Annotated in this window: 17 protein-coding genes; 9 read left to right on the forward strand and 8 right to left on the reverse strand. The window is 65.9% G+C overall.

Features of this window, described 5'->3' with window-relative positions; genetic code table 11:
* Positions 1 to 101: 101 nt before the first annotated feature.
* Entirely contained in the window at positions 102 to 2453 is a 2352-nt protein-coding gene (locus tag C1930_RS10970) for a GH92 family glycosyl hydrolase (protein WP_108771738.1), read from the reverse strand.
* 351 nt (positions 2454 to 2804) lie between these two features.
* On the opposite strand from C1930_RS10970, the gene C1930_RS10975 reads away from it, so the two are divergent.
* Together C1930_RS10975 and C1930_RS10980 are read left to right on the forward strand one after the other, a co-directional pair.
* On the forward strand, positions 2805 to 5150 hold the full coding sequence (locus C1930_RS10975; RefSeq protein WP_108771739.1) for an autotransporter outer membrane beta-barrel domain-containing protein: 2346 nt from the start codon (positions 2805 to 2807) through the stop codon (positions 5148 to 5150).
* 616 nt (positions 5151 to 5766) lie between these two features.
* A complete protein-coding gene (locus C1930_RS10980) occupies positions 5767 to 6015 on the forward strand; it encodes a hypothetical protein (protein WP_108753237.1) in 249 nt (82 codons plus the stop codon).
* A gap of 24 nt (positions 6016 to 6039) precedes the next feature.
* Here C1930_RS10980 and C1930_RS10985 read toward each other — a convergent pair whose 3' ends face one another.
* A complete protein-coding gene (locus tag C1930_RS10985) occupies positions 6040 to 6441 on the reverse strand; it encodes a ketosteroid isomerase-related protein (RefSeq protein ID WP_108771740.1) in 402 nt (133 codons plus the stop codon).
* Between the two features lie 75 nt (positions 6442 to 6516).
* On the opposite strand from C1930_RS10985, the gene C1930_RS10990 reads away from it, so the two are divergent.
* Both C1930_RS10990 and C1930_RS10995 read left to right on the forward strand, forming a co-directional pair.
* Positions 6517 to 7107, forward strand: coding sequence for a GNAT family N-acetyltransferase (locus C1930_RS10990; protein WP_108771741.1), 591 nt, complete (start codon positions 6517 to 6519; stop codon positions 7105 to 7107).
* Complete coding sequence (locus tag C1930_RS10995) at positions 7104 to 7991, forward strand: carbon-nitrogen hydrolase family protein (protein ID WP_108771742.1); 888 nt, start codon at positions 7104 to 7106, stop codon at positions 7989 to 7991. The genes C1930_RS10990 and C1930_RS10995 overlap by 4 nt, the downstream gene beginning before the upstream one ends.
* 146 nt (positions 7992 to 8137) lie before the next feature.
* Here C1930_RS10995 and C1930_RS11000 read toward each other — a convergent pair whose 3' ends face one another.
* The 3 genes from C1930_RS11000 to C1930_RS11010 all read right to left on the reverse strand — a co-directional run bounded on the left by C1930_RS11000 (position 8138) and on the right by C1930_RS11010 (position 11032).
* Positions 8138 to 10132 carry a DUF4034 domain-containing protein gene (locus C1930_RS11000; protein ID WP_108771743.1) on the reverse strand — a complete coding sequence of 665 codons (1995 nt, stop codon included), beginning with the start codon at positions 10130 to 10132 and terminating at the stop codon, positions 8138 to 8140.
* A gap of 156 nt (positions 10133 to 10288) precedes the next feature.
* Positions 10289 to 10612, reverse strand: coding sequence for a thioredoxin family protein (locus C1930_RS11005; RefSeq protein WP_108771744.1), 324 nt, complete (start codon positions 10610 to 10612; stop codon positions 10289 to 10291).
* A 3-nt stretch (positions 10613 to 10615) separates the two neighbouring features.
* A complete protein-coding gene (locus C1930_RS11010) occupies positions 10616 to 11032 on the reverse strand; it encodes a host attachment family protein (RefSeq protein WP_108757735.1) in 417 nt (138 codons plus the stop codon).
* A gap of 519 nt (positions 11033 to 11551) precedes the next feature.
* On the opposite strand from C1930_RS11010, the gene proP reads away from it, so the two are divergent.
* Positions 11552 to 13039, forward strand: coding sequence for a glycine betaine/L-proline transporter ProP (gene proP, locus C1930_RS11015; RefSeq protein WP_108771745.1), 1488 nt, complete (start codon positions 11552 to 11554; stop codon positions 13037 to 13039).
* Positions 13040 to 13266: 227 nt separating this feature from the next.
* On the opposite strand, the gene C1930_RS11020 is transcribed toward proP, so the two are convergent.
* Positions 13267 to 13566: a hypothetical protein gene (locus tag C1930_RS11020; protein WP_159093598.1), complete on the reverse strand. Its 300-nt coding sequence runs from the start codon at positions 13564 to 13566 to the stop codon at positions 13267 to 13269.
* Positions 13567 to 13575: 9 nt separating this feature from the next.
* On the reverse strand, positions 13576 to 13878 hold the full coding sequence (locus C1930_RS11025) for a hypothetical protein (RefSeq protein ID WP_159093599.1): 303 nt from the start codon (positions 13876 to 13878) through the stop codon (positions 13576 to 13578).
* Between the two features lie 155 nt (positions 13879 to 14033).
* Between C1930_RS11025 and atpC the strand changes: the two genes are divergently transcribed.
* Together atpC and C1930_RS11035 are read left to right on the forward strand one after the other, a co-directional pair.
* Entirely contained in the window at positions 14034 to 14462 is a 429-nt protein-coding gene (gene atpC, locus C1930_RS11030; protein ID WP_234412643.1) for an ATP synthase F1 subunit epsilon, read from the forward strand.
* 63 nt (positions 14463 to 14525) lie between these two features.
* Entirely contained in the window at positions 14526 to 16031 is a 1506-nt protein-coding gene (locus tag C1930_RS11035; RefSeq protein ID WP_108762133.1) for a DASS family sodium-coupled anion symporter, read from the forward strand.
* Between the two features lie 7 nt (positions 16032 to 16038).
* Here C1930_RS11035 and C1930_RS11040 read toward each other — a convergent pair whose 3' ends face one another.
* Positions 16039 to 16503 carry an Lrp/AsnC family transcriptional regulator gene (locus C1930_RS11040; protein ID WP_108771749.1) on the reverse strand — a complete coding sequence of 155 codons (465 nt, stop codon included), beginning with the start codon at positions 16501 to 16503 and terminating at the stop codon, positions 16039 to 16041.
* Between the two features lie 124 nt (positions 16504 to 16627).
* On the opposite strand from C1930_RS11040, the gene C1930_RS11045 reads away from it, so the two are divergent.
* A complete protein-coding gene (locus C1930_RS11045; protein WP_108756337.1) occupies positions 16628 to 17362 on the forward strand; it encodes an AzlC family ABC transporter permease in 735 nt (244 codons plus the stop codon).
* A complete protein-coding gene (locus tag C1930_RS11050; protein ID WP_108756338.1) occupies positions 17359 to 17673 on the forward strand; it encodes an AzlD family protein in 315 nt (104 codons plus the stop codon). The genes C1930_RS11045 and C1930_RS11050 overlap by 4 nt, the downstream gene beginning before the upstream one ends.
* Positions 17674 to 17684: the final 11 nt, after the last annotated feature.

The following is a 17684-nucleotide window of genomic DNA, read 5'->3' on the forward strand; positions in this document are numbered from 1 at the left end:
CGGCACGCTTGTGCCCACCAAGGTGGGCACCTACCAGAGCGGATTCCTTGTGCCCACCAGGGTGGGCACCTACCGAAGCAGTTTCCGCCCTTTCGCCGCGGTTACCGGCTCATCGAATACGGCGCCTGCGCGCCCTGCCCCGGCCAGTCCTTGTTCGGCTCGGCCTGCATGGTGAACCGCAGCTCGCCTCCGGCCAGAATCTCGTCGTGGCGCAGGAACGTGCGCTGCAGCGGCTTGCCGTTCAACATCACACCGCCCACATAGGTGTGCTTGTCATCCAGCCCGTCGGCCACGATGGTGAACGTCTTGCCATTGGGCAGGCGCATCGCAGTCTTCGGCAGGAACGGCCGGCCCAGGATGTACTCGCCCGAGCCCGGCGCCACCGGGTAGAAGCCCAGCGCGGTGAACACGTACCACGCCGACATCTGGCCCACGTCATCATTGCCGGCCAGGCCATCGGGGCGGTCGGCATACTGGGTGTCCATGATCTGCTTCAAGCGCGCCTGCGTGCGCCACGGCTGCCCGGCATACGAATACAGGTAGGCCACATGGTGGCTGGGCTCGTTGCCATGCGCGTACCAGCCGATCAGCCCGGTGATGTCTTCCATGTGCTCGAAGATCGCCGGATCGACCTTGGCGTTGAACACCTCGTCCAACCGCGCCAGCAGCTTGTCGCTGCCACCGTGCGCAGCGGCCAGGCCGGCCACGTCCTGCGGCACGTACCACGAATACTGCCAGGCGTTGCCTTCGGTGTAGTCGGTGCCGTAACCGCTGGCGCTGGGGTCGAACGGGGTACGGAAGCTGCCATCGCGCTTGCGTGCGCGCATGAAGCCGGTGTCCTTGTCGAAGGCGTTGCGCCAGTTGCCGGCGCGCTTGTCGAAGGTCGCCGCCACTTCAGTCTTGCCCATCGCCTGGGCCATGCGCGCGATGGTCCAGTCGTCGAACGCATATTCCAGCGTCTTGCTGGCCGCTTCGCCTTCTTCATCAATCGGCACGTAACCCAGCTCGCGGTACTGCGCGATGCCGTCATAGGGGCCGTAGTTGGCGGTCTCCACCATCGCCTTCAACGCCTTGTCGGCATCGAAGCCACGAATGCCCTTCACGTAGGCATCGGCGATCACCGGTACGGCGTGGTAGCCGATCATGCACCAGTCCTCCAGCCCGTGGAACGACCACACCGGCAGCATGCCGTAGGGGCTGTGCTCATGATGGGCCAGCATCGAGTTGATGAAATCGCTGTTGCGCTTTTCCGGCTGCACCAGGGTCAGCAGCGGGTGCAGTGCCCGGTAGGTATCCCACAGCGAGAACGTGGAATAGTTCGTGTAGCCCTCGGCCTTGTGTACGGCGTTATCCGGGCCGCGGTACTGGCCATCGGCATCCATGAACAGCGTCGGCCCCAGCAGCGTGTGGTACAGCGCGGTGTAGGCGCTGCGGCGCGCATGCTCGGGCGCGTCGATATCCAGCACCGACAGCGCCTGCGTCCACTCCTGCTTGGCCTGCGCACGCACGCGGTCGAAATCGAAGTCGGCCACTTCGGCATCCAGGTTGGCCATCGCACCGGCCTCGCTCACCGGCGAAATCGCCACCTTCACCACCAGCGGCGCGTCCAGCTTGCCGAAGTCGAAGGTGCCGACCAGCTGCCGGCCTTCAATCTGTGCGCGCTGCTTCGGGTCCTGGTGGCCCGGCGGCGGGAAGCCCTTGTAGGCGATGTCCTGCTCGGTGTTGTGCAGTTCGTGGGCGGCCAACGGGCGCGAGAAGCGCATGGCGAAGTACAGCTGGCGGCCCGGCGCCCAGCCGCGGGTTTCACGGAAGCCGGTGATGGTGCCATCGGCACGCACACGCACCCGCGACCACAGCACCTTGCCCGGGTAGTCGTACATGCTGGTGCGCATGTCCAGCAGCACCTTGGCATCGGCGCCCTTGGGGAAGGCGTAACGGTGCACGCCCACGCGCGCGGTGGTGGTCAGCTCGGCGCGCACCTTGTAGTCGTCCAGGGTAACCGCGTAGTAGCCCGGCTCGGCCTTTTCCTCGTCATGGCGGAAGCGCGAGGCATAGCCACTGCGCGGCTTCTCCGGGTCGCCGCGCTCCAGGCCCGGAGTGCCGGTGAACGGCATCACCAGGATGTCGCCCAGATCGGAATGGCCGGTGCCGGAAAAATGCGTGTGCGAGAAGCCGACGATGCTGCTGTCGTCGTAGCGGTAGCCCGCGGCCCAGCCATAGGCCTTCTCGCGCGGCTGGATGCGCGTGTCCGGGCTGAGCTGGACCATGCCGAACGGCAGCGTGGCGCCCGGGTAGGTGTGGCCTTCCCCGCCGGTGCCGATGAACGGGTCCACCGAGGCATAGGCCTTGTCGGCGGCGGTTCGGGCCGGGGCCGCACTGGCCAGGCCGGAAGCGAACATCGCCGTGGCGGCGACAGCGATCAGGAGACGACGGTCCAGCATGGGCATCGGCATTTGGATCGATTCAGGTGGTGGTCAGAGAGTAGCACCGCCCCACGCCGGTGGCATGTTGCGCTGCGGCTGAACCGTTCAATACGCGACAGGACCTTTCCGGATTCGACTGCAACTTTTTGTATGGATCGATCCAGCCCCTCCCCCAAAACTGCACAGGTGCCTTAACGGCGCAGCGGAGCCGACGGTGGCCTGGACGGACACCTGCCGGGACGGGACGCGATCTCCGCTGCGCCACCCGGCAGGCAAGAACACCCGGATCACAGTGGCTTCACAGCCTTTTAGCGTGTGATGCGCGCTGACGCAGTGCGTACGGGTGTCTTCCTGAAGTTTTGAATCAACAGGAGTTCCGTCATGAAAATCGCTGTTCGTCGTTCCCTCGCGCTGGCTGTGGCCAGTTCTCTCTCCCTGTGGGCCCCCGCATATGCCGGGACGCTCGATCCTGGCCAGTCCGATACCGTAGAGCCAGGCGACGTGAGCGAGTCGTGGTTTCTGCGCACCGCCAGGTTGACGGTCAATCCGGGCGGGCAGACCCAGGATATCTTTGCCGGATCTGCATCCACGTTGGTACTTGCAGGCGCAACGACGACCGGAAGCCTCACCAGAGGTGCTGTTGTTCTCAATAACAGCACCGCCGACATCAGCGATTCAACCATCAGCAGCACGCTCGGACGAGCTCTTACCCTGTCCGACGACAACGTGGGTGGCGGGGGCAGGCCTGCCGCAACAGCCACCGTTCGCCGGAGTGATCTGGTGGGATTGGGGGTGGGCGCCAGCGTGACCACTACCCAAGCCGGTCAAAGAGCGACTCTCGTGCTGGACGCAACGCGCGTCGAGGCGCTGTCCAACATCAGCGCAGCTCCTGCTCTTGGCGGTAACGGGCTGCTGTTGATCGGGACCGCCGATGTCTCCATTCAGAACGGCAGCAACGTCATAGGCGCACAGAACGGCATCTTTGCGATTGATACCGATGTCGATGGTGCATCCAACGTCATCATCGACAATGCACGGGTGGAGGGCCGCTCCGCTGCGGCCATCCACGTTGCGCCCTCGCGTGCACCGACGGAGCCGAGGACCAGCGTGAACTTCACGGTCCAGAACAATGGCGAGCTCGTCGGTGGAGACGGCAACCTGCTGTTCGTTGAGGCGCCCGATGCCACGGTCGGCCTGGATGTCGATGACTCGCGTCTTACCGGAAACATCGTCAACACGGCTGGAAGCACGCTGGACGTCAATCTCTCCAACAACGCCAGCATCACCGGTGCGATGACCAATGTCACCAGCCTCGCATTGGATTCTGCTACCTGGAACGTGACTGGCAACTCCTCGGTTGGCACGCTCGACCTTGGCAACGGCACCGTTTCGCTGGGCAACGGCTCCGCCTTCAACACCGTCACCGTGGCCGGTAACTTCACCGGCGCTGACGGAACGATCGTGTTCAACACGGTGCTGGCCGGCGATAGCTCGGCTTCGGACAAGCTGGTCATCGGCGGCGACACCAGCGGCACCGCCAATGTGCGCGTAAACAACGTCGGTGGTGCCGGCGCGCAGACCAGCCAGGGCATCGAGCTGATCTCGGTCGGCGGCGCCTCCAACGGCCAGTTCAATCTGGCAGGTCGTGCGGTGGGCGGTCAGTACGAGTACTTCCTGTTCAAGGGCACTGGCGCCGATGGCAACTGGTACCTGCGCTCGCAGCTGCCGACCCAGCCGGACCCCTGCGATACCGACCCGACGCTGCCCGAGTGCAACCCGGTGCTGCCGGGCCCGGATCCGGATCCGGTACTGCGCCCCGAACCCGGCGCCTACCTGGCCAACCTGCAGGCCGCGCAGAGCATGTTCCGCATCGGCTACCACGACCGTCATGACGGCCAGAATGCCGGCCGTGCCTGGGCGCGCGTGGATGGCTCGCGCAGCGGCTTCGATGCGATCAGCCGCCAGCTCGACATCCGTGGCAACAGCCAAGCGTTGACCGTCGGCGCCGACCTGTGGCGTCACGATTCGGGCAGCAGCGTTGGCGTGATGCTGTCCACAGGCAATGCCAGCAGCACCTCCACCAATGAACTGACCGGCTATTACGCCCGCGGCAAGGTGAAGGGCGAAGCGCTGGGCGTGTACGGCACGTGGCGCGGCGGCAACGGCGGCGATCCGTATGTCGGCTTCTACGTGGATGGCTCGGTGCAGCGTGCCCAGTTCCGCAACCGCGTGGAAGGCATCGGCCTGGCCGATGAGCGCTACGACAGCCGTGCCTGGCAGGGTGCGGTGGAAGGCGGCTACGCCTTCCGCGTGGGCGGCGCGAGCAACGGCGGCATTTACCTGGAACCGCAACTGCAGGTCGGCTACAGCCGCTGGGATGATTATCGCCATACCGAAACCAACGGCACGGTGGTCGGTGCCGAAAACGCCGATGGCCTGTTCGGGCGTGCGGGCGTGCGTCTGTCTGGCGTGACCCGCTGGGGCAATGGTGCGGTGGATGTGCAGCCCTATGTGGCCGCCAACTGGCTGCATACCCGCAGCGAATCGCAGATCCGCATGGATGATGAGGTGGTGGATGCGCGCATTCCGCGCAATCGCGGCGAGTTCAGTGCCGGCGCGTCGTTGAAGTTTGCCAACGGCGTGGGCGCGTGGGGTGGGCTGTCGCTGCAGAAGGCGAGCGGCTTCCACCAGACGAGTGCGCAGGTGGGTGTGAGTTATAGCTGGTAAAGCGGCGTGCTGGTGGAGCCGGGCGAATCCCGGCTCCACAACGTCTCAGACCACATGGAGCCTTGTTCGACAACCGTTGGCCCGTAGAGTCGAGCTTGCTCGAATGGCTTTTCGCGGGCAACCGGGCCATGCCCGGCTGCGCGGCACCCCGTGGTAGAGCCGAGCCATGCTCGGCTGGTTTTGAAGCAGTCGAGCAAGCTCGACTCTACAAAAGCGTGGTCGGCGGCGTCGCTTCTGGCGTGGGAATTACTGCTTGGGGAACGAAAGCCGTCTCAGCCTCCACGCAACGCACCGCACGGGCCGGCCTACATGTGCCTTATTGTGACGCTTCCACCCCGCTGCGTCTCAACCACGCTTGACCGCCTGCGCTTCATCCAGGCAACACCACGCAAACCCATGGCAATGCCCATCAGAACCTGCGCACGATGCCCCCGCAGCGGATACACCGCTGCCGGGTGTGGAACCCCGAAATGAACTACACGAGCTGCCTGCCGTAACTACGGCGGGCGGTGCGCGGCGGCCTTATGGCCCTCGGCCTTTCGTGTAGCTCAGCCGAAGTTCCAACCCCGCATCGCCCGCCACCTTACCGGTGGCCTGTCCTGCCAGGAGCCATCACATGTCACCGCAACCGCCTGTCCTGACCCCGGAAGTGGAATCCCTGCTGTCCCGTATCGACCACGCCCTCAGTTCGGCCGAGGGCATGGCCTTGATGATCAGCGACAACGAACCGGCCGACCCCACCGCGCACACGCGGCCGGGCTACAACGTGCAGAAGATCAGCGTGGCGATGATGGCGCTCAGCCAGCATGGCCGCCGGCTGCTGAACGAGCTGCGCCAGCAGTACCTGAAGGTCACCCTGCATTGAACCGCTGGGCAACCGGATCCGTCCTCAGCCGCCTACCGCCGCGATCCAGTGCGGCAGGTTGTAGTAGTTGGTGATGCGCGCCACCTTGCCATCACGAATCTCGAAGAAGGCGCCGGCCGGCAGCACGTGGGCCTGGCCGGTGGCTTCGGGCAGGCCTTCGTCGGTGGCCAGGTACTGGCCGTTCACGGTGAACTCGGCCGCCCCGCGGGTACCGTCGGCATTGCCGAACACCACGATATCGGTCAACTGCTCACGGTAGGAGCGGGCCATCTTCCGGCAGAACGCACGGAACGCGTCCTTGCCCACCTCGCGGCCACCCTGGTTGATGTCGTGCACCACATCGTCGGTCACCTGGGCCACGAAGGCCTCGATATCCCCGCTGTTGAAGGCGGCATAGTAAGCATGGATGACGTCGGTGGCGCTCATGGGGGTGTCCTGAGGGTGGGCGGGCTGCGGAGCATAGCCTATACTCACCCCCAGTATCCATGGGCTTGAGCGATCGTGCGCATCACCACGCTGCAGGGGGCCGCCGCCGCCCCGTATCTGGACGACCTGGCGCGCCTGCGCATCGGCGTCTTCCGCGACTTCCCCTACCTGTACGAAGGCGACCTGGGCTACGAGCGCGACTACGTGGCCACCTACGCCGCCGCCCCCGGCAGCATCATCGTGCTGGCCCAGGACGGCGACACCGTGGTGGGCGCGTCCACTGCCCTGCCCCTGTGCGAAGAAACCGCAGAATTCCAGGCGCCCTTCCTCAGCGGCCCATGGGACCCGCAGCGCATCTTCTACTTCGGCGAATCGGTGCTGCTGCCGGCCTACCGCGGCCAGGGACTGGGCGTGCGTTTCTTCGAAGCACGCGAAGCGCATGCGCGCCAGGCCGGCGGTTTCGACATCTGCTGCTTCAGCGCCGTGCAGCGCCCATTGGACCACCCCGCCCGCCCGCGCGACTACGTTCCGCTGGACACGTTCTGGCACAAGCGCGGCTATGTGCACCACCCGGAACTGCACACCACCTTCCGCTGGCGCGACGCGGGCGAAGACCACCCAAGCGCCAAGCCGATGTCGTTCTGGCTGAAGGAGCTGCGCGCATGATCCGCTTCGCCGCCAGCCAGTACGCCATCGAGCTGATTGAACAGTGGGACGACTACGCCGCCCATCTGGATGCACACGTGGCCGAAGCTGCCGCCGCCGGCGCGCAGCTGGTGCTGCTGCCCGAGTACGCGGCCATGACTCTGACCGGTCAGCTGCCCGCCGCGCAGCGCAGCGATCTGGCCGCATCGATCGCCGGCATGCAGGCACTGCTGCCGCGCTGGCAGGCACTGTGCGAACAGATCGCGCGGCGCCACCAGATCTGGTTCTGCCCCGGCTCGGCACCCGTACTGGACGATGATGGGTGCTATCGCAACCGCGCCTTCCTGTGCGGCCCGGACGGTCTGCTGGGCCACCAGGACAAGCAGATCATGACCCGCTTCGAGCGCGAGGAATGGAATATCGCCGGTGGTCGCGAGGGGCTGCGTGTGTTCGAAACGCCCCTCGGCACCTTGGCCATCCTGATCTGCTACGACACCGAATTCCCGATGCTGGCGCGGCGGTTGGCCGAAGCCGGCGTGGACCTGCTGCTGGCACCCAGTTGCACCGACACCGAAGCCGGTTACCACCGCGTGCGCATCGGTTCGCAGGCGCGAGCGCTGGAAAACCAGATGCCGGTACTGGTATCGGCCACCGCCGGCCGGGCACCGTGGAGCCCCTCGGTAGACGTTAACTTCGGCCGCGCCGCGCTGTACGTACCGGCGGACCGGGGCATGCCGGCCAATGGCGTGCTGTGCGAAAGCGAAGCGGTGTTCACCGAACAGAGCCTCTGGGTGATCGGGCAGATTGATGCGAAATCCGTGGCCGCCGTGCGCCGCGAAGGCCAGGTCGCCCTGTACCGCGACTGGCCGGAGCAGCTCAACATACACGTGCACCCCGCCCCGTAGAGTCGAGCTTGCTCGACTGCTCCGGTAGAGTCGAGCTTGCTCGACTGCCGCTATCTGTAGAGCCGAGCCATGCTCGGCTGAAGAGCAAATGCAGTCGAGCAAGCTCGACTCTACGCAAAGGCAAGAACAGTCGAGCAAGCTCGACTCTACAGAACCCCGTCGCTTACGCGCTCCAGTGCCTGTCGGTAGCGTCGGCTGCCAAACAGGCCGCGCTGCAGGTCAGCCCGCAGCGCCAGCACGTCATCGTCTTCCGGCTGCTGCGCGCACGCGCGCTCGACCCACACTACCGCGCGATCAAACTCACTATCGCTACGTGAGGCGTAGTACTGCGCCAGCATCCAGGCCGCCCGTGTCCAATCGTGGTCTGCCCAGAAACCCAGCGTCTCCAGCAGACGCGGCAGGCGGCCTTCGGCAGGCACCTGCGTGCGCAGGTAATAGCCCACCCCGGCCACGCAGCTGCGCACGCGGCGCTGCATGCGCTCACCCCACCCCGCCTCCGTCGCCGCCAGTTCCAGGCAGCGCAACTCGCAGGCGTTGGACAGGTGCACCAGCGCGCCAACGTCGATGCCGGCAATGCCGCCCTCCTCCAGACCCCGGTCGTAGATCAGGCTGAGGTTGTAAAGCGCGCGCCCACTGTCCTGCGCGGCAGCACGGCTGTACCACTGAATGGCCAGCGCCGGGTCGTACGCCGGCGCATGCTCAAAATAGTGGTACCCCAGCGCTGCCTGCATTTCCGGGAAGCCCAGCTCCGCGCCTACCTGCGCCATATGCAGCAGCGCGCCGTGCTGCTCGGCATCGTCGAAGGTGTAATACACGTCGTTGAACGGGCAGTCCGCGCCCGGCTCAGGCACAGCCATCAGCACGCCCGCCTGCCGGTACGCGGCCTCGGCCTGCGCCGTATCACGCAGAGCTCCGCACCAGCCGGTGTCCAGCAGCACGCCGTGCAACACCGCTGCCCACGCGGACGTGCGCCACTGCCGGGCCACCACCGGCGCCAGCCAGTCGCCCATGCCGGTCGCGGCGGCCGAGTGCAGCATGCGCATCAACTGATGATCGTCAAACCCACGCGGAACACTGGGGTCGGCTGCCGCAGCGTAGTGCGCTGCCGCCACCTCTGTGTTGTCCACCCGCGCGGCCAGTTCGGCCAACTGCAGATGGATGCCGGTACGCTCCAGCGCCGACTGCGGCTGCGCCAACAGCGCCATGCCCCGGGCAAAGGCCTGCTGCACGGCGCCGCGATCGTCGGTGTCGATGCTGTCCACGTCAATGGCATCCAGCCAGGCGATCATCCGCAGCTGGTTGCGTTGCGATGCATCCAGACCCTCAGCCAATGGACCGTCGGCCAAGGCAAGGATCTCCTCATGGCTGCCGCCCCATCGAGGTGTGCGCAGACGCGCATAGGTATCCAGCAGCGGCAGGCCATGCCCTGCGGCCTGAAGTCCCATCTGCAACCAGGCCAGTGTGACCTCGCGCGATGCGTCCTCTCCATCGTCGATAACCTCGCCGTCCGCATCAAACTCCGGCGGCCGAGGAATGGCGGCTGCCCACGCGCTGGGCATCTGCGCCGGCAAGGCAGGCAAGCGAGGCGCGTCGGCCATCCACGCATCCAGCAGCGACTGCATGTCGCGCCATGGGCCAGCGCCGTCGGCCGGGTGAAAACCATCGTGCATCCAGTCGCTCATCCACACCGGAACACCCAGCGCTGCCACGCTGCGCATCAGCTGGTGCAGCAGCGGCCAGCACAGCGGCCCGCGATCGGCCAGGGCGACGGCATGCACGAACAACGCGGTCTGCGCGGCCTGCACCGTGGACCATGCGCCCTCGCCCACCGCAGACGACCAGCCCGAGCCGCGCGCATCCACCGCGATGCGGTCCCAGACCAGCGCAGCCAGCAGCGACGGTTCATCGGCCTGCGGCGATTGCTGTTGCCACACCGTCAGCGCCTGCCAGAGAGCGTTGATCGGCTGCAACGGCGGCGGTACAAGCACGGCCAGCGCGTGCGCGCCACCTTCAGCGTCCTGCCTGGCAAGCAGATCTGGCAACGCGGCTTGGACGTTTGCGAAGCGCTGGGCGAGCAGGTCATCCCAGAGTGCGGGCGCGGCAAGGCGCCGCGGCGGTTCAGCGGAAAGCGGAGAGTTCATTGGAATTCAAGCAGAGCGACAGCACGGGTGGATTATAGCGCCGCCAGTCAGCGCCCCACGCGGCGGTAGAGTCGAGCTTGCTCGACTGCTTTTGCTCTTGCCATTGCGTAGAGCCGAGCCATGCTCGGCTGGAAGAGCAGTCGAGCAAGCTCGACTCTACGTCGGCAGCGCTGCCTGCAGCGTGGACAGATCCGCACTCTCCACCGGCCGCACCACCCGCGCCATCTCCTGGCCATCGCGCAACAACACCACCGTTGGCCACAGCTTCACCGCAAAAGCGCGCCCCAGCGGCCGCCCCTTGCCATCCTCGATCTTCCAATGCGCCAGGTCGTGCGCATCCACAAACGCCTGCAACGCTGGTTGCGCGGCCTGGCAGTGACCACACCACGGCGCGCCGAACTCCAACAACAGCCAGCCCGCCTGCGCCTGCACATCGGCAGGCGCAGGTTCGGCAGCAAGATGGCTGCGCATGAACGGCATGGCTCAGGCCGCAACGGCGCGCTGGATGTCTTCCAGCGGCGCGTTGGTGAAGTTCTTGGCGATGTCATCCAGCAACCGCGCCTGGGTTTCCTTGTGCAGCAGCGGGCGAATGCGCCCCAGCGTGATCGGGTCGGCCACCAGGATCAGATGCGAGAACCGGTTGTTCAGCGCATCATCGTTCAACTGCTCGGCCACCTGCTTGGCAAAGGTCGCTTCATTCAACTGCGAGATCGACATGTCCTTCGGCACGGCGCCAGACGGCCCCTGTCCGGACACGCCCTGTTCGCTGATATCGGCCAGGCGCAGCTCACCTTCCTGCTTCAGGGTGATCTGGTGCTCGGTGCCAACGTTGGTGAATACACGTGCGGAACCACCATCGGTCACCACCACCAGGGTGCCTTCGGGAATGCGTCGGGTCATGCGATGTTCCTTCTGGTTACGTTTCAGCTCCACCGTAGAAAAACGCATGTGAGCGGCACGAGCACAGAGCGTTCAATCGTTGTCAGCATGAACAGGCGCGATGGAACACAGCGTCTGGTTCGGCCGTATTGTCGGCACGCTCACGTTGTAACCGTTATCATGAACGGATGATCGACACGACCCACTGCGTAATGGGCATTCCCGTTACGTGGAAAGCACTGCCGACCGGCGCTTCGCCTGCCGCAACCGCATCCGCCCCGAAATTCCACCGCCTGGCGCTGGATCCCGGCGGATGATGGTGCAGGCCTGATCCTACGCTTGCGCGGGTTTTAGCCGCGTCGTTTCTCTGTGTTTCGCGCCTTGGTCGAGCGAGCTCGACCCTGCTGCTGCGCGCTTTCTTGGCCGTTTGGCCTCCCGCCCCGATGCCCCTGCGCCAGTTGCGCCCGCATCGCCGTTTCCGTTTTTCGGGACACACCACACCGTCTATTCCGCACTGCATTCACTAAACAAGGAGTCCCCATGCAGGACAACTCCGATGCCCATGCCCATTTCGGCTGGTTCAAACGCCGCCGCCATCTGAACGTCGACGAGATCACGGTTGTCGACAAGCCCATGCTCAAGCGCGCCGTGGGCGCCGCTGCACTGGGCAACGCGATGGAATGGTTCGATTTCGGTGTCTACGGCTATCTGGCCGTCACCATCGGCCAGGTCTTCTTCCCCTCCAGCAACCCCACCGCGCAGGTCATTGCGGCCTTTGCCACGTTCACCGTGGCGTTCCTGGTGCGCCCGCTGGGCGGCCTGGTATTCGGTCCGCTCGGCGACCGCTATGGGCGGCAGAAGGTATTGGCCTTCACCATGATCCTGATGGCGCTGGGCACCTTCGCCATCGGTCTGATTCCGTCCTACGAGCGCATTGGCATCTGGGCACCGGTGCTGTTGCTGCTGGCGCGCATCGTGCAGGGCTTTTCCACCGGTGGTGAGTACGGCGGCGCGGCCACTTTCATTGCCGAATATTCCACCGACCGCAACCGCGGCCTGATGGGCAGTTGGCTGGAGTTCGGCACGCTGGGCGGTTACATCGCCGGTGCCGGCACGGTGACCGCACTGCACATGCTGTTGAGCAGCGAAGACATGCTGGATTGGGGCTGGCGCATTCCGTTCCTGATTGCCGGCCCGCTGGGCCTGTTGGGTCTGTACATGCGCATGAAGCTGGAGGAGACCCCGGCGTTCCGCGCTTTCGCCGAAGAAGCGGACAAGCGCGAGCATGAGCGCCCGGGCCTGGGCGCGCTGTTCCAGGTACACGGCCGCCAGTTGCTGGTGTGCATGGGCCTGGTGCTGGTCTTCAACGTGACCGACTACATGCTGCTGACCTACATGCCCAGCTACCTGAGCGTGACCATGGGCTACGCCGAGAGCAAGGGTCTGCTTCTGATCATCATCGTGATGCTGGTGATGATGCCGTTGAACGTGGTCGGCGGGCTGTTCAGTGACAAGCTGGGCCGCCGCCCGATGATCATCGGTGCCTGCATCGCGCTGCTGGTGCTGGCCGTGCCGTGCCTGCTGCTGGTCGGCAGCGGCAATGACTGGCTGATCTTCCTGGGCCTGATGCTGCTGGGCCTGGCGCTGGTGTGCTTCACCAGTTCGATGCCGTCCACCCTGCCGGCGCTGTTCTATACCCCGGTGCGCTACAGCGCGCTGTCGATTGCGTTCAACGTGTCGGTGTCGCTGTTTGGTGGCACCACGCCGCTGGTCACCGCCTGGCTGGTGGAACGCACCGGCGACCCGCTGGTGCCGGCGTACTACCTGATGGGCGCAGCGGTGATCGGCCTGATCACCATGCTGTTCGTGAAGGAAACCGCCGGCCTGCCGCTGCGCGGTTCACCGCCGGCGGTGGGCAGCGACCGCGAAGCTGCTGCGTTGCTGAAGAGCGACATCCCGGTGACGGTCGACCCGACCCTCCCGCCGCTGCCGGAACCGGCCGAGCCGGAACAAGCGCGCCCGGCCTGACCGCCCCGCTCTGGTAGGTGCCAACCTTGGTTGGCACTTTGGTAGGTGCCAACCTTGGTTGGTATTTTGGTAGGTGCCAACCTTGGTTGGTATTTTGGTAACCGCGCGCCAACCAAGGTTGGCGCCTACCAGGGAGGTCGAGGTAGAGTCGAGCTTGCTCGACTGCACGTGCACCGCCAGTCGAGCAAGCTCGACTCTACAAAAGCGGGTTGGCCCCGCCCATTCCGTCAATCGGCGCGGGCCAGCTTCCCTGCGGTCCAGGCATAGGTCCAGGTGTGCCGCCCATCAGGTGGGCAGGCCATTCGCCCCTTGCCAGCCCCACACAGCCGGGTGGGCCGTGCACTGCTGAATGCCACCACGATCCGCCCCGCGTCGAACGTCACGCTTTCCACTTCGCCGGGCACATGCACGCTCGCATCGTCCGCGTACCCCGATGCACGGATCAGCGCATAGGTCTCATCGTCGTACAGGCTCTTGCCGGGGGCGGGTGCCTGCGCGCGCGGGTCGTTGTCGGCCAGCGCGGTCATCACCACCAGTTAGTTCAACTGCTGCGCCGTGCCGGTCTGCGCGGCCGTGTACACATAGACGATCTCCGGGCGGCCATCGCCATCCAGATCGGCATTGCCGGCCCACAGCGGGCGGTAGTCGTAGGTGCTGTCGGTGGCCGGGTGCAGCCGCAGCGAGGCCTCGGCGGTGCGCCGTGCCTTGTCATAGCTGATGCCCTCGACCGGCGCGGCCGCCCCTTCTGCCGGCGCAGTCTGTGCCACCGCCGTGGCCGCCAGCATCATCAACATCACGGCGCACGCGGCCTGCAACGGCCCCTGCCTGCGTTCTTTCATTACAGCTCCCTTGGCAATGCCATCCATGCGCCGATGATCGCACACGATCCACCCCGCATTTGACCCAGATCACGGCCCGCAGGCGCCGTTGCTGCCACCCTGAAGTCCCCACACCGCACCACGGTCTTATGTCTTCTCTGCCTCCAGCCGCCCCCGTGGCGGTTGCAACCCCCGGTTCCAGCTTCGCCCTGCAGGTCATCAGCCTGGATGGCCTGCACTGGGACGGCGATGTGCGCGAAGCCAGCGTGCCCGGCGCCGCCGGCCGCCTCGGCTTCCTGCCCGGCCACACGCCATTGATGGCGCCGTTGTCCGCCGGCCTGGTGCGGCTGTTTCCCGCCGACAATACCGCCACGGTGGAAATCCACGTGAGCGGCGGCTACGTGGAAGTGCAGCCGGACCGGGTGATCGTGCTGGCCGACCTGGCCGCGCGCAGCGATTCACTGGACGAGGCCCTCGCCGAAGAGGCCCGTGCCGCCGCGCACTCGCCCATGGCCGCAGCCTTCACCGATGTGGACTACGCGCAGCTGCATGCCGAACTGGCCGCGCAGCTGGCCCAGGCCGCGCGCCTGTCACGCCCGCGCTGATCGCCCGTGCCATCATGGCGCGGCAGGTGCCGTGCCCTCCCCTCATCCGGTAAGGAAGCAACGATGCTCGAACGCATCAAGGCCGCACTGCAGTACTTCAACCAGGCCGTTCCGTTCCGCCTGGTGCCCGCCCTCATCACCACGGCGGTGCTGGTCACCCTGTTGCTGCTGCCTTGCCCGCAGGGCCTGACCGCCGATGGCTGGCGGCTGGTAGCCATCTTCCTGACCACCATCGTGGCGATCATCCTGAAAGTGATGCCAATCGGGGTGATGGCGATGATGGCCATCGTCATCGTTTCGCTTTCGCAGGTCACCTCCAACAGCTCCAAGGGCGCCATCACCGATGCACTGAGCAGCTTCGCCAGCCCGCTGATCTGGTTGATCGTGGTGGCCATCCTCATCTCCCGCGGCCTGAAGAAAACCGGGCTGGGCAACCGCATCGGTCTGATGTTCATTGCGCTGCTGGGCAAGCGCACGGTGGGCATCGGCTACGGCCTGGCGGTGTGCGAATTGCTGCTGGCGCCGTTCACCCCCAGCAATACCGCGCGTGGTGGCGGCATCGTGCATCCGGTCATGCGCTCGATCGCCACCGCCTTCGATTCCGATCCGGCCAAGGGCACCCAGGGCAAGGTCGGCACCTACCTGGCATTGGTGAATTACCACGCCAACCCGATCACCTCGGCCATGTTCCTGACCGCCACCGCGCCCAACCCGCTGGTGGTGGATTTCGTGGCCAAGGCCAGCGGCCAGCAGCTGCAGTTGAGCTGGACCACCTGGGCGCTGTGCATGCTGCTGCCCGGCCTGCTGTGCCTGTTGCTGATGCCGCTGGTGGTATACCTGCTCAGCCCACCGCAGTTGAAGCACACCCCCGACGCGGTCACCTTTGCGCGCAGCGAACTGGCCGCGATGGGCCCGCTGGCCGCCAAAGAGAAAGTCATGCTGGGCACCTTCGGCCTGCTGTTGCTGCTGTGGGCGAACGTGCCGGCGATGATCTTCGGCCCCGCCTGGACTCTGGATCCGACCGTGGTCGCCTTCGTCGGCTTGTTCGTGCTCATCATCACCGGCACGATCAACTGGGACGATGTGCTTTCCGAAAAGAGCGCCTGGGACACCCTGATCTGGTTCGGCGCGCTGGTAATGCTGGCCGAGCAGTTGAACAAGCTGGGCGTGATCGACTGGTTCTCGCAGGGCATGAAGGGCGCCATCGCCAGCAGCGGCATGGGCTGGCAGGCCATCGCCGCGGTGCTGGTGCTGGCCTTCGTGTTCTCGCATTACCTGTTCGCCAGCACCACCGCGCATATCAGCGCCATGCTGCTGGCCTTCCTGGGCGTGGGCGTGCAGCTGATTCCCGGCGAGTACATGGTGCCGTTCCTGCTGATGATGACGGCCGGCTCGGCCATCATGATGACCCTGACCCACTACGCGACCGGCACCTCGCCCATCATCTTCGGCAGCGGCTACGTCACCCTGGGCACCTGGTGGCGGGTGGGCTTTGTGATGTGCGTACTGGAACTGCTGGTGTTCGCCCTGGTCGGCAGCGCGTGGTGGAAGCTGCTGGGCATGTGGTGATGCCGCGCTAGAGCGGCAGTTCGGTGGTCTGCTTCACCCTCTGCATGGGGATTTCGGTCTTGGTGTTCTGCACCCCGGCAATGCGGTTCAAGTGCTGGATCTGGAACTGCCGGTAGGCATCCAGGTCGGCCACGGCCACCCGCAGCAGGAAATCGCAGTCACCGGCCATCAGGTGGCACTCCAGCACTTCCGGGAAGGATTTGACGCTGTTGATGAAGTGGTTGGTGGTGTCCTCATCCTGCCCGCGCAGCCACACCCGCACGAACACCGTGAACCCGCGCCCGACCTTGGCCGAATTCAGCAGGGCCACGTAGCGGTCGATGTAGCCGCCCTCTTCCAGCAGGCGCACGCGCCGCAGGCAGGCCGAGGGTGAGAGGCCCACCTGCCGCGCCAGTTCCAGGTTCTGCAGGCGGCCATCGTGCTGCAGGGCCTGCAGGATGCGCTTATCCAGGTTGTCCAGGGCGTCAAGCATCGGATTCCATCATTTCGCGGTCTTGACGCATCATATGCGGAAATTCCGCACAACTGCCGCATCAACGCAACCCGATTCTGCGCCGCGCCCGCTAGCATGGGCCACCCCCACGCAAGCACGCTCCATGGACGCCCGCACCACCCTGCCCCTGCCCGACCCCGCCTGCCAGACCAGCACCCGCAGCGAATTCCTGCGCGGGCTGCGCGCCGCCGTTCCGGTGATGATCGGCTTCCTGCCCTTTGCCCTGGTGCTGGGCGCACAAGCCGCACAGAAGGGCCTGAGCGCGCTGGAAGTGCCCTTGATGACCGGCCTGAACTTCGCCGGCGGCTCAGAATTTGCTGCCGTTGAGCTGTGGACCTCGCCGCCGCATATCGCGCTGATCGTGGCCATCACCGCGCTGGTCAACAGCCGCCACCTGCTGATGGGCGCCAGCCTGGCCCCCCTGCTGCAGCACCTGCCGCGCCGCCGCGTGCTGCCGGCGCTGTTCTTCATGTGCGATGAAAGCTGGGCACTGGGCGTGGCCGACGCGCGCCGGCGCGCCCTGGGGTTCAGCCTGGCCTACTACCTGGGTGTTTCGGCCGGCCTGTATACGGTGTGGGTGCTGTGCACCTGCATCGGCGCACTGGTAGGCCCGCTGCTGGGCGACATCCACGCCTACGGTTTCGACATGGCCTTCCCGGCGGTGTTCCTGGTGCTGCTGCGCGGCATGTGGCAGGGCCTGCGCGCGGCGCGCCCGTGGCTGGTCAGCCTGGTAGTGGCGGCGGCCACTTACCTGCTGGTGCCGGGTGCCTGGTACGTGGCCAGCGGCGCGCTGGCTGGCCTGGCCGCCGCGTGGTGGCTGGCAGGAGACGAGGCATGATCTTCGACGGCCTGCTGCACTGGACCTCGCTGCTGACCATCGTGCTGATGGCTGCGGTGACCTACCTGACCCGCATCGTCGGCTTCCTGGCACTACGCAACCGCACCCTGAGCAAGCGCGCGGTGACCGTAATGGAAGCAGCGCCGGGCTGCGTGCTGATCTCGGTGATCGCACCGGACTTCGTGGCCAACAACCCGGCCGACCTGGCCGCGCTGGCCATCACCCTTCTGGCCGCAACGCGCTGGTCGATGCTGCCCACCGTGCTGATCGGCGTGGTTGCAGCGGGCGTGCTGCGTTACGTGCTTGGGTAAAGCGCCCGCCG

This window comes from Stenotrophomonas sp. SAU14A_NAIMI4_8, assembly GCF_003086695.1.
GTDB lineage: Bacteria > Pseudomonadota > Gammaproteobacteria > Xanthomonadales > Xanthomonadaceae > Stenotrophomonas.

What these genes read in the sequence shown, in the direction of transcription:
- C1930_RS10970 (WP_108771738.1), bottom strand. Translation starts at nt 2,453, where the DNA reads ATGCCGATGCCCATGCTGGACCGTCGTCTCCTGATCGCTGTCGCCGCC.
- C1930_RS10975 (WP_108771739.1), top strand. Translation starts at nt 2,805, where the DNA reads ATGAAAATCGCTGTTCGTCGTTCCCTCGCGCTGGCTGTGGCCAGTTCT.
- C1930_RS10980 (WP_108753237.1), top strand. Translation starts at nt 5,767, where the DNA reads ATGTCACCGCAACCGCCTGTCCTGACCCCGGAAGTGGAATCCCTGCTG.
- C1930_RS10985 (WP_108771740.1), bottom strand. Translation starts at nt 6,441, where the DNA reads ATGAGCGCCACCGACGTCATCCATGCTTACTATGCCGCCTTCAACAGC.
- C1930_RS10995 (WP_108771742.1), top strand. Translation starts at nt 7,104, where the DNA reads ATGATCCGCTTCGCCGCCAGCCAGTACGCCATCGAGCTGATTGAACAG.
- C1930_RS11000 (WP_108771743.1), bottom strand. Translation starts at nt 10,132, where the DNA reads ATGAACTCTCCGCTTTCCGCTGAACCGCCGCGGCGCCTTGCCGCGCCC.
- C1930_RS11005 (WP_108771744.1), bottom strand. Translation starts at nt 10,612, where the DNA reads ATGCCGTTCATGCGCAGCCATCTTGCTGCCGAACCTGCGCCTGCCGAT.
- C1930_RS11010 (WP_108757735.1), bottom strand. Translation starts at nt 11,032, where the DNA reads ATGACCCGACGCATTCCCGAAGGCACCCTGGTGGTGGTGACCGATGGT.
- proP (WP_108771745.1), top strand. Translation starts at nt 11,552, where the DNA reads ATGCAGGACAACTCCGATGCCCATGCCCATTTCGGCTGGTTCAAACGC.
- C1930_RS11020 (WP_159093598.1), bottom strand. Translation starts at nt 13,566, where the DNA reads ATGACCGCGCTGGCCGACAACGACCCGCGCGCGCAGGCACCCGCCCCC.
- C1930_RS11025 (WP_159093599.1), bottom strand. Translation starts at nt 13,878, where the DNA reads ATGAAAGAACGCAGGCAGGGGCCGTTGCAGGCCGCGTGCGCCGTGATG.
- C1930_RS11035 (WP_108762133.1), top strand. Translation starts at nt 14,526, where the DNA reads ATGCTCGAACGCATCAAGGCCGCACTGCAGTACTTCAACCAGGCCGTT.
- C1930_RS11040 (WP_108771749.1), bottom strand. Translation starts at nt 16,503, where the DNA reads ATGCTTGACGCCCTGGACAACCTGGATAAGCGCATCCTGCAGGCCCTG.
- C1930_RS11045 (WP_108756337.1), top strand. Translation starts at nt 16,628, where the DNA reads ATGGACGCCCGCACCACCCTGCCCCTGCCCGACCCCGCCTGCCAGACC.
- C1930_RS11050 (WP_108756338.1), top strand. Translation starts at nt 17,359, where the DNA reads ATGATCTTCGACGGCCTGCTGCACTGGACCTCGCTGCTGACCATCGTG.